The sequence below is a fragment of the Methylorubrum zatmanii genome, from assembly GCF_014845115.1.
Taxonomy (GTDB): domain Bacteria; phylum Pseudomonadota; class Alphaproteobacteria; order Rhizobiales; family Beijerinckiaceae; genus Methylobacterium; species Methylobacterium zatmanii.
In genome coordinates, this window is the sequence record NZ_NKUI01000100.1 from 1 (window position 1) to 14,016 (window position 14,016).

Genomic DNA, 14,016 nt, shown 5'->3' on the forward strand with positions numbered 1-14,016 from the left:
TCGTCGAAGCCGCCGAGCCGGTCGTAGGTCGCCGCCCGCACCGCGAAGGCGAGCGACCAGAACAGGCCCGCATTCTTCGTCTCCCTGACGCCGGCCTCCGGGAAGTTCCGGGCCGGATGCAGGATCCCGGCTTCCAGCAGGTCGGCCTCGCGCCAGCCGTCCCGGACAGCCCCCGCCGGCAGGTAGCGGATCGGCCCGCAGACCAGGGCGTCGTGCGCCGCAGCAGCCGCCGCCAGTGCGGGGACGAGCCCGGCGGAGGGGATGCAATCGACATCGAGGAAGACGAGGACCTCGCCCTGCGCCGCCGCCCGGCCGGCATTGCGCGCGGCGGCGAGCGGCAGGCCCGCACTGCGAAAATCGACCCGGCGAAGGGGAAACGACGTCTCCGGCAGCGGCGCGGGCGCGGCCCCCATCTCGACCACGATGCACTCGGCCGGGGCCGGCCCGCGGGCCAGCCCCTCGATCAGGCGCGCGAGGTGGGCGTCGCGCCCCTTGTTGAGCGTGACGACGCTGGTTGTACTCACGGGTGTTCGATCCGGGCCAAGCTTCTCCGGCACCGCTCCTGCCAGCCTCAACCTGAAACGCCGATGAAGAGGCGGCCCGTCAGCGCAGCGCGATGTACCACTCGTGAGGTCCGCAGAACCGATCGATCATCGCCGGCTCCAACTGGAAGCCGGAGGGATCGTCCTCGATCAGCCCGGAAACCTGCGAGGCATGCGCCTCGATCGCCCGGCGCTTGGCCGCGCTCTGCTCGGACACGACGAGGCGATAGCCCTCCGGGGCCTCCCCGACCTCGCGCTCGGGCGGCAGGGTCCAACCCCAGACCGGATAGGCATAGGCGGCCACGCCCGGCAGGCGGGCGCGGGCGAGATCGACGATGGCCGCCGACGCGGTGTGGTCGCAATGCGGATCGTGTTGCCAGGTCACGAACAGGCCCCCCGCCCCGCTCTCCCGGGCAATGGCGGCGATGGCGTCCGCCGCCGCCTCGGCCTCGGGGCCCCGGCTCGGCACGCCGCCATCGGGCAGGCGCAGGAAGCGGATATGCTCGGCGGGCAGACCGAGTTCGGCCATCGCCCGCCGGGTCTCCGCCTCGCGCAGATCCCGCAGGCGGTCGTGGGGATAGGCCTTGGAGTTCGGGTGCGAGCCGCAGCCGTTGCTGACGATGACGACCCGCACGTCGCGGCCCTGGCGGAGCGCCTGCACGATCAGGCCGCCGCAGCCGAGGCTCTCGTCGTCCGGGTGCGGCGCCACCACGACGAGGCCGCCCTCCGGCACGAGGGTGCCGAGATCGGCCACGGGCAGGGCCTTCACGGCCTCGAGGAAGGCGTCGGCGCGCATGGTTCCTCCTGATCGGTTCGGGCGGCGCGGTAGCGCGCGAACCCCTTGGCACGCAGGTCGCAGGCCGGGCAGGTGCCACACCCGTAGCCCCAGGCGTGACGCTGCCCCCGCTCACCGAGATAGCAGGTATGGCTGTCCTCGACGATCAGGTCGACGAGCGGCCGCCCGCCCAGTTCCTCGGCGAGCGACCAGGTCTGCGCCTTGTCGAGCCACATCAGCGGGGTGTGCAGCACGAAGCGGCGCTCCATGCCGAGATTGAGCGCGACCTGCAGTGCCTTGATCGTGTCGTCCCGGCAATCGGGATAGCCCGAGTAATCGGTCTCGCACATGCCCCCGACGATGTGGCGCAGGCCCCGGCGGAAGGCGAGCGCGGCGGCGAAGGTGAGGAAGGCGAGGTTGCGGCCGGGCACGAAGGTGTTCGGCAGGCCGTCCTGGGCGAAGGCGATCTCGCTGTCGCGGGTCAGCGCCGTATCGGAGATCTCGCCCAGAGCCGCCAACGAGACGGTGTGGTCACGCCCGAGCCGGCGCCCCCAGCTGCGATCGATGGCGACCATGCCGCCGCGCAACGCGTCGCGCCGTTCGAGTTCGACCCGGTGACGCTGGCCGTAATCGAACCCGATCGTCTCGACGCGGGGGAAGCGGTCGAGCGCCCAGGCGAGGCAGGTGGCGGAATCCTGGCCGCCGGAGAACAGCACCAGGGCGCCGCCATCCCGCGCGGCCTCGGAGCCTCCGCCATCCCTCGCGCCCGGCATGGTTCTCACTCGCCCTCGTATTCGGCCCAGGAAAGCGGCGTCTCGAAGATCCGCACGCTGGCGAGGCCGGGAATCGCCGGCTTGGCGCGATGCCAGATCCAGGCCGCGATATGCTCGGCGGTGGGATTTTCCAGCCCCTCGATCTCGTTGAGGCAATGGTGGTCGAGCCGCTCCAGCAGCGGCGCGAAGGCGCTCTCGATCTCGTAGAAATCGATCACCCAGCCGCTGTCCGGATCGACCGCGCCCGCCACGGTCAGTTCCACCCGGTAGGAATGGCCGTGCATGCGGTGGCAGCGATGGGTCTCGGGCACGTTCGGCAGGCGGTGGGCCGCCTCGAAGGTAAAGGCCTGGGTGATCTTCATCGCGTGAACTTCATGGGTCGGCATCGGGTCGGATGGCGGACCGCGCGGTGCGAGCCTTCCCGACACGGCATCGGACGGGATTCGTGCGCTGGATATGTCACCCCTGCGCAGGAAATGCACGCCTCTCAGCCCCTTGCCCGCGCGATCACGGGATTCCGATGATCTTGTGGGTCTGGAGCGAGAGGCGCCAGCGGGCATCCGCCCGGCAATAGGCCACCGCCGCCGCGGTGTTGGCGGCGGCCTCCGGCCCGTCCATCGGCTGGAGGAAGCGGTGGCGGAAGGGCAGGTCGGCAAACAGCTCCGGCGCGGCCTCGGCCTGCGGATAGACGAGCTTCAGCTCGTCGCCGGAGGTCTGGATCAGGGCGTTGCCCGCCTTGGGGCTCACGCAGATCCAGTCGATGCCGGGGGGCGCGGCGAGCGTCCCGTTCGTCTCCACCGCCACCTCGAAGCCGCGGGCATGGACCGCCGCGATCAGGGCCTCGTCGAGCTGCAGCAGCGGCTCGCCGCCGGTGAAGACGACGTAGCGGTGGGCCGCGCCCCCGGCCCAGGTCGCGGCGATGGCCCCGGCGAGGGCCTCGGCAGAGGCGAAGCGTCCACCGCCCTCCCCGTCCAGACCGACGAAGTCGGTGTCGCAGAAGCGGCAGGCGGCCCCGGCTCGGTCCTCCTCGCGGCCGGACCAGAGATTGCAGCCGGCGAACCGGCAGAACACCGCCGCGCGCCCGGCCTGGGCGCCCTCACCCTGAAGTGTGTGGAAAAGTTCCTTGACCGCGTAGGACATCGGCTTGCGCTTCATGATCGAGGCCTGCCCATAGACCCAGAGGGTTGCGAAGACCAAGCGGGGCAGGATTGCGGGGCAGGATGTCCGGGAACGCAACCCCGCCTTCCAGCGTCACGGTAGGCCGAACACCCCGCTCTGCCATGCTCTCGCCACGGAGGGCACGTTGATGAACGAGTCTCCTCGATCCGAACCCGCCGGATGCCGTTCTGACGCGTCCGGTCCCGGCAACGGACATCCTTAGAGCATCGTCCCGAAAGGTGGCTTCCGGCTTTCGGAAAAAGACGATGCAAAAATAAAAGCCTAGCGCTCCGTCCTAGATCCGGTTTCCAGGACGGGGTGCTCACCCCGCGCCCTCACACCCTTTCGAGATTGTTCCGATGGTGAACCGAGTTTGGGGACGGCTGATCGGCACGCTCGCCGCCCTTGGCCTGATGGCCGGGACGGCCACGGCCGTGACGGCGCCGATCCTGGTGGTGGAGGCGGATTCCGGCAAGGTGCTCTACAGCCAGGGCGCGACCGACCCCTGGTATCCTGCCTCGATCACCAAGCTGATGACCACCTACGTCGCCCTCGACATGGTGCGGCAGGGCAAGATCTCGCTGGACACGCTGCTGACGATCTCGCCGGCCGCCGCCGCCGAGCCGCCCTCCAAGATGGGCTTCAAGCCGGGCACCCAGATCACCCTCGACAACGCCCTCAAGATCATCATGGTCAAGTCGGCCAACGACGTGTCCTGGGCGATCGGCGAGGGGCTCGGCGGCTCCGTCGAGGGCTTCGCCGACATGATGAACGAGACCGCGCACAAGATCGGCATGCGCGAGAGCCGCTGGTACAACCCCAACGGCCTGCCCGAGCCGCGGCAATGGACCTCGGCCCGCGACATGGCGATTCTCGCCCGCGCCCTGATGCGCGACTTCCCCGACCAGCAGGGCCTGTTCTCGATCTCGGCGATCCAGTACGGCAAGGCCGTGATGGCCAACCATAACGGTCTGCTCGGGCGCTATCCCGGCGCCGACGGCATGAAGACCGGCTTCATCTGCTCCGGCGGCTTCAACGTGGTGGCGACCGCGACCCGCAACGGGCGCCGCATCATCACCGTGGTGATGGGCCAGCCCAGCGCCCGCGAGCGCGACATCAAGGCCGCCGACCTGTTCGATTACGGCTTCAGCCAGTCGGCCGGTTGGACCGCGCCGACGCTGGAGGCGCTCCCCCCCTCCACCCTCGCCGGCCCGCCGGACCTGCGGCCCTATATCTGCGACAAGCGCAAACCCCTGCCGGTCGATGAAGGCCCCGGCGCGCTGACCGCCAGCGGCCCGGCCGTGAACGGGGCGGCCACGCAGCTCCTCGGCTCCGCGACCCCGGACGCCACCAACCTCGCCTTCGCGGCGCTCGGCAGCGCCAATGTCCGCGGTCGCACCCTGCCGCCGCGGGCGCCGCTCCAGCCGATCCCGGTCTGGACCGGCCGCGACCCGGCCGAGGGGGCGATGGCCCTCGCGCGCGAGGAGCAGGAGGCCCAGGCCTCGAAGCAGGCGGCCCACGCCGCCAAGCTGGAGGCGGCTCAGCGTAGGCGCGCGGACGCCAAGGCCGCCAAGGATGCGGCGCGGGAGGCCGCCAAGCAGGCCGCCGCCGAGAAGGCCGCCAAGGCCCGCGCCGCCGCCGTGACGGCGCCGAAGCCCGCTTCCAAGATCGCCGGCAAGGACAAGGGCGTCCCGGCCGCGACCAGCGCCTACACCTCGGTCGAGCCGGGGCCGAAGGCCGCCGCGAAACCGGCGCACAAGCCCGCCGCGCAGAAGCCGGAAGCGAAGCCCCCCGCCAAGAAGGCGGCCAAGGCCAAGAACGACGATTCGTAAGGGTTTTCCGGGGCACGCCGGGAATCCCGCTGCGGTGGACGTTCGGGCGTCGGCCGACGCTCCCGCCGACCCATCGCGCCAGCCGGGTCCGCTCCCTGTTCGATGAGGCGCCTCCCCTTGCGGGGAAAGGGGAGGTGCTTCGATCTTCCTGGAACGACCGCTCGATCCTCGCCTGTCAGAGCGACGGATGGAGTCGGAGGCCGATCCCGAACCGCCCTCTCACCGTCGCGGCGGACCAGACTTCGAAAGCCGTCTCACCATGTCCCAGACCGAACCACCGGACCGCCCTGAGCCGATCCCGCTCACCGTGCTGACGGGCTTCCTCGGTGCGGGCAAGACCACCCTGCTCAACCGCTTGCTCGCCGATCCGGCGCTGGCCGACACCGTGGTGATCGTCAACGAGTTCGGAGAGATCGGCCTCGACCACCTGCTGATCGAGACGGTGGATGAGGGGACGATCCTGCTCGGCGCCGGCTGCCTGTGCTGCACCGTGCGCGGCGACCTGATCTCGACCCTGGAAGACCTGCTGCGCCGGCGTGACAACGGCCGCATCAACCCGTTCCGCCGCGTCGTCATCGAGACCACCGGGCTTGCGGACCCCGCGCCGATCCTGCACGCGCTGATCTACCACCCCTATCTGGCGATCCGCTTCCGGCTGCAGGGCGTGGTGACCGTGGTCGATGCGGTCAACGGCGGCGGCACCCTCGACGCCCATGGCGAGGCGCTGCGCCAGGCGGCGGTGGCCGACCATCTCGTCGTCACCAAGGCCGATCTGCCCGGCGCCGAGCCCGAGGCGCTGACCGCGCGGCTCTCCGCGCTCAATCCGGGTGCGGCGATCCACGGGGCCGACGTGCCGGCCGAGCGCCTGCTCGGCGGCCTGTTCGGCCTCGACGGCAAGGGCGACGATGTCCGTGCCTGGCTCGGGCAGGAGACGGAGCGGGAGGACAGCGGGCACGGGCATCATGGTCATCATGACCACGGCCACGGGCACCATCACCACGACGTGAATCGGCACGATGCGGCGATCCGCGCCTTCCACCTGACCAGCGACGAGCCGGTGCCGCGCCCGACCTTCGAGATGTTCCTCGACCTGCTGCGCTCGGCGCACGGGCCGAAGCTCCTGCGCCTCAAGGGTCTCGTGGCGCTCGCCGACGATCCCGACCGGCCGGTGGTGGTGCACGGGGTGCAGCACGTCGTCCACGCGCCGGTTACCCTGGACGCGTGGCCCGACGCGGACCGGCGCTCGCGGCTCGTGCTGATCGTGCGCGACCTCGATCCGGGCTTCGTCCGCAGGATCTGGGACGCCTTCCTGGGCAAGCCGGCCCTCGATACCCCGGACCGGGCGGCGCTGACAGACAACCCGCTGGCGATCCCGGGAGGATAGCCCTCCCGGGCCCGCCGTCCTCTCCGGGCGCCTGTTTTGAGCGGTTACCTTTCGGAGCCTGATCGCCCCTGCACGATCGGCCCGCCGGGAGAAGTGCTGCGCCGCGCTACTCGTCCTCGCCGAACCTATCGGCGAGCAGGGCCTCAATCGCATCGAGGGCGGCTTGCGCGTCTTCGCCCACGGCAACCACGGCGATGGAGGTGCCCTTGGCGGCACCGAGCGTCAGCAGCCCCATGATCGAGCGCCCGCCCACCGTCTCGCCGCCGCGGGTCACCGTCACGGCGGCGCCGAAGCGCTCCACCGTCTGCACGAACTTGGCCGAGGCGCGGGCATGAAGGCCGCGGCGGTTCACGATCGGCAGGACTCGGACGAGGCCACCCTCCGGAACATCGGGCTGCGGCTCGACCTCGCCGTCCAGGCTTTCGCTCATCGCCACTCGCGCTCCCTTCCTCGACCGGCCCGATACGGTTCGGCGGCAGAGCACCCCAACGCCGTCCGGATGCGGGACGACGTGGTTAAGCCGTGAGCGGGGCGAAGGAAAGGCAGCGATGCCGGGAGAGTGGCGGCGCAGGCGGGTGAACCGGATGCGGCCCGGCCCCCGCACTACTTGCCCGCGAGCACCCGTGAGGCGACGTTGATGTACTTGCGGCCCGCCTCCTGCGCATGGAGCACGGCGTCGCCCAGGCTCTCGGCCTCGCGCACGCTGGCGAGCTTGATCAGCATCGGCAGATTGATTCCGGCGACCACCTCGACCTGGCCGCCGTTCATACACGACAGGGCGAGATTCGACGGCGTCCCGCCGAACATGTCGGTGAGCACCACGACACCCTGGCCGGAATTGACCCGGCAGACGGCGGACATGATGTCACCGCGACGCAGCTCCATGTCGTCCTCGGGGCCGATCGTGATCGTCTCGATCTGCTTTTGAGGGCCGACGACGTGCTCCAGGGCGGCCTTGAACTCGGTCGCCAACAGGCCGTGGGTGACGAGCACCATTCCAATCATCGAAGCGTGTTCCAACGCCCTGTGAGCGGAGACGCCATCTTGTGCAGCGCAAGGTGAAGCGCAAGCGGATCGTGGCGTTTTGCATAATGCGACGCCTCACCATGACACGGAGGTGGCAACCGCGCTACACGTCGCGAGCACCGCCGGGCACGAGAGCGGCCGGGTGCGTCCGCATTGCCACGCCGGCCGCGAGCGCTTCGCGAATCAGGTATTCGCGGGGATGGTGCGGTTCAAGGGCGAGGCGCGGCAGCGCCACGCCGAGCAGCGCGGCGGTTGCGCCCGCCTCGGCCGGCAAGCGCTCCGCTTCCGCGACGAGATCGACCACGAGGCGCACAACCGCAGCCGACGCATGCGCCGCGAGACGGCGGATGCCTAAGCCCCGGATCTCGATCAGTCCGGCGAGGGACGGGTGCGGCCGGGCGACGAGGCGCCCGTGATGCCGCTCCAGGCGGATCCGGTCGTCGCCGACGAGACGGGCATGGCGCTCCTCCAGGAAGAACCGGTCGAGGAGGGAGAGGCACAGGGCCGATTTGCCCGAACCGGACGGCCCCCGGATCAGCACCCCGGCCTCGCCGAGGAGGACGCAGCTCGCATGCACCGTCTCCCGGATCGGCTCCGGCGGGGCTCCGCCCCCGCCCCCCGCCCCGCTCATGCGGCGAGGTCGTCGTCGCCGTAGCGGTCGGCCCGGGGCGCGACCGGCAGGCGCACGATGAAGCGGGCGCCGCGCACCGTCGGCTGCCCCTCCTCGTCGGCGGGGCCGGGGCGGTTCTCGGCCCGGATCGTCCCGCGATGGGCCTGGATGATCTGCCGGGAGATCGAGAGGCCGAGCCCGGAATTCTGGCCGAAGCCCTGCTCCGGCCGGTCGGTGTAGAAGCGCTCGAAGATCCGCTCCAGGGCGTGCTCGGGGATGCCCGGCCCCTCGTCCTCGACCACGAACTCGACCTCACTCTTGAGGCGGCGCAGGGCCACGCGGACCTTGGCACCCGGCGGCGAGAACGAGCGGGCATTGTCGAGCAGGTTGTTGACCACCTGGCCGAGGCGGCTGTCGTGGCCGATGATGCGGAAGGGATCCTCGACATCGCCGCCGGGCCGCTCGACGTCGAACTGGATGATCGCCGCGTTGGCGCGCCGCCTCTCGTTGGCGACCGAGGTGACCGTGGTGAGCAGCTTGCCGAGATCGACCCGCCGCGCCTCGGCGCGGGCGAGTTCGGCATCCAGGCGCGAGGCGTCCGAGATATCGGAGATCAGCCGGTCGAGACGCTTCACGTCGTGCTGGATGATCTGCATCAGCCGGTTGCGGGACTCGTCGGTCTTGGCCAGCGGCAGGGTCTCGACCGCGCTGCGGAGCGAGGTCAGCGGGTTCTTCAGTTCGTGGCTGACATCGGCCGCGAAGCTCTCGATGGCGTCGAGCCGGCGGTAGAGCGCCTGGGTCATGTCGCGCAGCGCCCCCGAGAGATGGCCGATCTCGTCGGTGCGGTTGGTGAAGTCCGGAATCTCCTGCCGCGACTTGATGCCCCGGCGCACCCGCTCGGCGGCGTCGGCCAAGCGCCGCACCGGCCCGGCGATGGCGCCCGCGAGCAGGATCGACAGCACCAGCATCACGGCGGCGGCGACGAGGAAGACCTGGAGCAGGCCGAAGCGCTCGGACGCGATCACCCGGTCGATGTCGCCTCCTTGGGTCGAGACCATCAGCACGCCGCGCACCGAGCCGGCCCGCTGGATCGGCACGGCGACGGAGACGATGGTCTCGCCGCGCTCGTTGCGGCGGGAGATCGTGCCGCGCGACCCCTTCAGCGCCGCCTGGACCTCGCGGAAGGCGCGCCCGTCCTGCGGGCCGGCCTCCTCCTGGCCGGAGCGCTCGCTGATGACGAGGCCGAGAATACGGGTGCCGAAGACATCCCAGATCCGCTCCAGCACGTTGGGCTTCGGCGGACGCACCGCGGTGTCGCCGCGGGCGATGTCGCCCCGCGCGTAGAGCGAGCGGGTGTCGAACAGCAGGCTGCCCTCGCGGTCGTAGACCCGGGCGCGGTTGCCGGTCGGGGTCACGAGGCGGCGCAGCAGCGGCGCGACCTTCTCGGGATTGAGCGAGAAGGCGAGCGAGGACGGGTCGTCCTCGAAGTCGCGCCCCTCGCCGGCCTGCTGCTGCAGCAGCTTGTCGGGATCGACCCGGATCGTGTCGGTGTCGACGGAGGCCTGGGCGGCGATGGCGCCGGCGATGATGTCGCCCTGGATCAGCAGGCTCTGGACGCGGGCCTGGATCAGCCCCTGGCGGAACTGGTTCAGGTAGAGGAAGCCGAACAGCAGGACGATCAGCCCGACGAGGTTGAGCACGACGATGCGTCGCGTCAGGCTGGACGAGGCACGCTGGCCGACGGCGTTCCAGAGGTCGCGCGGCCAAGTGAGCGGCGGGCGGGTGAGGGAGCCGATCAGCCGCGCGAAGACGCCGCGGCGGCCACGGTCCTCGGAATCGGGCTGGCGGAACAGGGGGGCGAGCATCGAGCTAGCGGGATCTCGCGGAAATCGCCTCAACCCTCCTTGAAGCGATAGCCGACGCCGTAGAGCGTCTCGATCATGTCGAAGCTCTGGTCGGTCACCTTGAACTTCTTGCGCAGCCGCTTGATGTGGCTGTCGATGGTGCGGTCGTCGACATAGACCTGATCGTCATAGGCCGCGTCCATCAGGGCGTTGCGGCTCTTCACCACGCCCGGGCGCTGCGCCAGGGCCTGCAGGATCAGGAACTCGGTGACGGTGAGCGTCACCGGCTCGCCCTTCCAGGTGCAGGTGTGGCGCTCCGGGTCCATCATCAGCTGGCCGCGCTCCAGGGAGCGGGCGGCGGCATCCGCCTCGCGGGCGGCCCCGCCGGGCGCGGCATCCTTCGGGGCGAAGCGGCGCAGCACCGCCTTGACGCGCTCGACCAGCAGCCGCTGCGAGAACGGCTTATGGATGAAGTCGTCGGCGCCCATCTTGAGGCCGAACAATTCGTCGATCTCCTCGTCCTTCGAGGTGAGGAAGATCACGGGAAGGTCCGATTTCTGCCGCAGGCGCCTGAGAAGCTCCATCCCGTCCATGCGCGGCATCTTGATGTCGAAGATGGCCAGATCCGGCGGGGAATGGCGCAGGCCGTCGAGGGCGGAGGCGCCATCGGTATAGGTCTGGATCCTGTAACCCTCGGTCTCCAGCGCGATCGAGACGGAGGTCAGGATGTTGCGGTCGTCGTCGACGAGGGCGATGGTAGGCATGCAGGTTCCCTGACTTGACGGCGCGGCATTCGCGCCGCCCCTGGCGCGTCCTTGGCGGGGCCCGCGACGGCCATGCACGGCATCCCCTTTCGGGGGCCGCCATCCGTGCGGAGGGTCTCGTCCTTTACGACCATCGTTGGAAAAAAGCGAGCGGGGCGCTCAGCTTGGCCGTATCGGCCGGTTTCGCGGAGGTGGCCCTCAGGCGTCGCAGCGGCAGGCGCCGCGCCGATCCTCCCGCTGAGCCACAGCCCTTCCGAGCAACTCCTTTGCCCAAGGCGCCCAAGTCTTTGCACAGGCTTTGGCCGAGCCGATTTGCCGATCCTGTACGGCCCTCGTGCCGGGCGCCCGCTCCGCGCTATGCTGGGGGCCCGCCTCCTCCGCGAAGGATGACCGAGATGCCGAACGACGAGACGCCCCCCGCAGCGGAACGGCGCGGACCGGCCGAGCCGCTGCCGGCGGCGGAGGCGCCCTTCGACGCCATCGGCCTCGCCCGGCAGCTCCTGCGCAGCGTGCGCTCCGGGGCGCTGGCGACGATCGACGCCACCGACGGCACGCCCTTCGCCTCCCTCGTCACCATCGCCACCGACAGCGACGGCACGCCGCTGCTTCTCCTCTCGCGGCTCTCGGCGCATACGCGCAACCTCGATCACGATCCGCGCGCCTCGCTTCTGTTCTCGGTGGGCGGAAAGGGCGATCCCCTCGCCCATCCCCGCCTGACCGTGACGGGCCGCGCCGCCCGCTCGGACGCGCCGCGCATCCGCGAGCGCTTCCTGGCGCGCCACCCCAAGGCGAAGCTCTATGCGGACTTTCCCGATTTCGGATTCTTCACCCTCGCGCCCCTCGCGGGCCACCTGAACGGAGGCTTCGCCAAGGCGGCGACCCTGACACCGGCGGAGCTGCTGCTCGACCTGGCCGGCGCGGCGGCCATCGTCGCGGGGGAGCGCGGCGCGGTCGAGCACATGAATGCCGACCATGCCGATGCGCTGGCCCTCTACGCCGCCGCGGCCGGAGAGCCCGGCACCGGCTGGCGGCTCACGGGGCTCGACCCGGAGGGGCTCGACCTGATGGCCGGCGAGCGCACGGCGCGGGTGCCCTATCCCGAGCCGGTGCGCGACATGGGAGCCCTGCGCAAGACCCTGGTGGCGATGGCTGCGGCGGCCCGGGCCGGCGAGGCCGGGGCCGCCTCCGGCTGACCGGACCGGGCGGCTTCAGGAGATGTCGGCCCCCTCCGGCAGGGTGAACGGTCCGTTCACAATTTCACGAGGAATGCCTTAACCACTCTCCCGATAGGACTTCCGGCGAATTCCGTCTGGGGAAATGCGTGACCTCGTGATGACCGCCGGTGTGCGCAGTCGGCCGCTTGTCGCCTCCTTCGTGCTGTTCGCCCTCGCGCTGGCCCTGCCCTTCGCGACCGTCGCGATCACCGCGACGTCTTGGTATGTCGGGAGCGAGCGCGAACGGCTGCGCAGCACCGTGACCCTGATCGGCGAGGAGGTCCGCGACAGGATCGACCGGGAGTTGGCGGAAATGGAGGCGGTGGCCCGCACCCTGGCGGCCTCGCCCTCGATCGATACCGGCGAACTCGCCGGCTTCCGCGCCCAGGCCCTCGCCAGCATCGATCCCGACCATACCGCCGTGGTCCTGGCGGAGCTGGACGGGCGCCAGCTCGTCAATACCCGCGTGCCGGACGACCGCGCGCTGCCGCCCATGCCGCAGCCCGACCTGACGGAGCCATTGCTGAGGACACGCCGCCCGGTGATCTCGGGCCTGACGACGAGCCAGGTCACGGGACAACCGATCGTCTACGTCGTCGCCCCGGTGATCCGGGACGGCAGGGTGGTGAAAACCGTCGCGGTCGTCATACGGGCCGAGCATTTCGCCCCCTTGATGCGCCTTCCGCACGTCACGGGCCCGTACTGGGCCGCCGTGCACGACCGCGACGGCCGTCTCGTCGCCCGCTTCGGCGAGGGCGCCCCCCTACACGAGGAGCCGTCACCGCGCCGGACGGGCCGAGCGGGCCCTGCCGCGACCGGCGCGGAGGGCGTCCTTCACGTCGCGCACGATTCCCGGCGCTCGGATTGGCGCTTCGTGGCCGGCATCGGCCGCGACGCGCTCGAGGCGCCCCTGTTCCACTCCCTCGCCCTGCTCCTGGGGCTGGCCCTGATCCTGATCGGCCCCGGAAGCCTTTTCGCCCTCGCCCTCGCCCGCCGGATCGCGCGGACGGCCTCGGGGCTCACCGCCCAGGCCGAGGCGATCGGCCGGGGAGAAACCCTGGAGACGGACGGCAGCAAGATCCGCGAGGTCCAGGTCGTCGGCAACGCCCTGGCGGAAGCCTCGCGCGCCCTTGCCGACGAGCGCGCCGCCCTCCAGAGCGCGCAGGCGGGCCTGGAAGCCGAGATCGAGGCGAGCCGGTCGCTCTACCGGATCCTGGCCGAGAACGTCAGCGACATCATCATCCTGCGCCGCAAGGAGCAGGTGGGCTGGATCTACGCCTCGCCCTCCTTCGAACGGATCCTCGGCTACGACGAGGCCGCCCAGGCCGCGCTCGACATCGCCAGCTTCATCCACCCCGAGGATCTCGCGGCCGTCCTCGCCGCCGACGCCGCACTGGGGCCGGACCAGCCCTATGCCAGTTGCCTGTTCCGCGCCCGCCATGGGCAGGGCCATTGGGTCTGGCTGGAGACGGCCTGCACCTTCATCACCGCCGCCGGACCGGACGAGCCCAACCTGATCTCGGTGCTGCGCGATGTCACGCTCCGTCAGGAGCAGGCGGGCGAACTCCGGATCGCACGCGACATGGCCGAGCTCGCCAAGGCACGGGCCGAGAATGCGAGCCGCGCGAAATCGGAGTTCCTGGCGATGGTCAGCCACGAGATCCGCACGCCGCTCGCCACCATCCACGGCTATACCGAACTCCTGTCCGACAGCGGCCCCCTGAGCGCCGAGCAGACGCGCCACCTCGCCCTGATCTCCGAGGCGACCGGAACGATGCTGACGGCGGTCGACGACATCCTCGACCTCGCACGGATCGAGGCCGGCGACTTCCGCATCGAGGAGGTGTGCTTCGCTCCGGCGGAGGCGGCGGAGAGCGTGACGGCCTTCGCCCGGCCGATCGCGGCCGCCCACGGCATCACCCTCGGCCTGACGGTCGCCCCGGACGTGCCGCGGCTGGTGCGCGGCGACCCCCGGCGCCTGCGTCAGATCCTGCTCAACCTCTGCCATGCGAGCCTGCGCGAACGGCGCGGCGGCCTCATCACCCTGTCGCTCTACGCCTCGCACGCAGCGGAAGGGCGGATCGGCTTCGCCCT

Annotated in this window: 14 protein-coding genes; 4 read left to right on the plus strand and 10 right to left on the minus strand. The window is 70.8% G+C overall.

The features are described 5' to 3' along the window. From MZTS_RS13245 to queE, 5 genes are all read right to left on the minus strand, one after another. On the minus strand, positions 1–524 hold a 524-nt coding region (locus MZTS_RS13245), incomplete at its 3' end, for a glycosyltransferase (protein WP_192284201.1). Between the two features lie 79 nt (positions 525–603). After that, positions 604–1,338 (minus strand): PIG-L deacetylase family protein, encoded by a 735-nt coding sequence (locus MZTS_RS13250; RefSeq protein ID WP_192284202.1) that lies wholly within the window; start codon positions 1,336–1,338, stop codon positions 604–606. After that, on the minus strand, positions 1,308–2,090 hold the full coding sequence (gene queC, locus MZTS_RS13255) for a 7-cyano-7-deazaguanine synthase QueC (RefSeq protein WP_192284203.1): 783 nt from the start codon (positions 2,088–2,090) through the stop codon (positions 1,308–1,310). The genes MZTS_RS13250 and queC overlap by 31 nt, the downstream gene beginning before the upstream one ends. Positions 2,091–2,095: 5 nt before the next feature. Further along, a complete protein-coding gene (queD, locus tag MZTS_RS13260) occupies positions 2,096–2,452 on the minus strand; it encodes a 6-carboxytetrahydropterin synthase QueD (protein ID WP_192284204.1) in 357 nt (118 codons plus the stop codon). 145 nt (positions 2,453–2,597) lie between these two features. After that, positions 2,598–3,230, minus strand: a complete 633-nt coding sequence (gene queE, locus MZTS_RS13265; protein ID WP_192284214.1) for a 7-carboxy-7-deazaguanine synthase — start codon at positions 3,228–3,230, stop codon at positions 2,598–2,600. Between the two features lie 377 nt (positions 3,231–3,607). Here queE and MZTS_RS13270 point away from each other — a divergent pair, with 377 nt between their 5' ends. Together MZTS_RS13270 and MZTS_RS13275 are read left to right on the plus strand one after the other, a co-directional pair. Next, on the plus strand, positions 3,608–5,080 hold the full coding sequence (locus MZTS_RS13270) for a D-alanyl-D-alanine carboxypeptidase family protein (RefSeq protein ID WP_192284205.1): 1,473 nt from the start codon (positions 3,608–3,610) through the stop codon (positions 5,078–5,080). A 259-nt stretch (positions 5,081–5,339) separates the two neighbouring features. Continuing rightward, positions 5,340–6,464, plus strand: a complete 1,125-nt coding sequence (locus MZTS_RS13275; protein WP_192284206.1) for a CobW family GTP-binding protein — start codon at positions 5,340–5,342, stop codon at positions 6,462–6,464. A gap of 106 nt (positions 6,465–6,570) precedes the next feature. Here the strand turns inward: MZTS_RS13275 and MZTS_RS13280 are convergent, their stop codons facing one another. From MZTS_RS13280 to MZTS_RS13300, 5 genes are all read right to left on the minus strand, one after another. Next, the gene (locus tag MZTS_RS13280; RefSeq protein ID WP_192284207.1) at positions 6,571–6,894 is read right to left on the minus strand and encodes an HPr family phosphocarrier protein; all 324 of its coding nucleotides are present in this window, start codon (positions 6,892–6,894) and stop codon (positions 6,571–6,573) included. 173 nt (positions 6,895–7,067) lie between these two features. Further along, positions 7,068–7,469, minus strand: coding sequence for a PTS sugar transporter subunit IIA (locus MZTS_RS13285; RefSeq protein ID WP_192284208.1), 402 nt, complete (start codon positions 7,467–7,469; stop codon positions 7,068–7,070). Positions 7,470–7,593: 124 nt separating this feature from the next. Next, positions 7,594–8,121, minus strand: a complete 528-nt coding sequence (locus MZTS_RS13290; protein ID WP_192284209.1) for an HPr kinase/phosphorylase — start codon at positions 8,119–8,121, stop codon at positions 7,594–7,596. Further along, a complete protein-coding gene (locus tag MZTS_RS13295; protein WP_192284210.1) occupies positions 8,118–9,965 on the minus strand; it encodes a sensor histidine kinase in 1,848 nt (615 codons plus the stop codon). The genes MZTS_RS13290 and MZTS_RS13295 overlap by 4 nt, the downstream gene beginning before the upstream one ends. A 29-nt stretch (positions 9,966–9,994) precedes the next feature. Continuing rightward, positions 9,995–10,708 carry a response regulator transcription factor gene (locus tag MZTS_RS13300; RefSeq protein WP_192284211.1) on the minus strand — a complete coding sequence of 238 codons (714 nt, stop codon included), beginning with the start codon at positions 10,706–10,708 and terminating at the stop codon, positions 9,995–9,997. 395 nt (positions 10,709–11,103) lie between these two features. On the opposite strand from MZTS_RS13300, the gene MZTS_RS13305 reads away from it, so the two are divergent. Beyond that, positions 11,104–11,901, plus strand: coding sequence for a HugZ family pyridoxamine 5'-phosphate oxidase (locus MZTS_RS13305; protein WP_192284212.1), 798 nt, complete (start codon positions 11,104–11,106; stop codon positions 11,899–11,901). A gap of 124 nt (positions 11,902–12,025) precedes the next feature. Beyond that, on the plus strand, positions 12,026–14,016 hold a 1,991-nt coding region (locus tag MZTS_RS13310; protein WP_210329268.1), incomplete at its 3' end, for a sensor histidine kinase.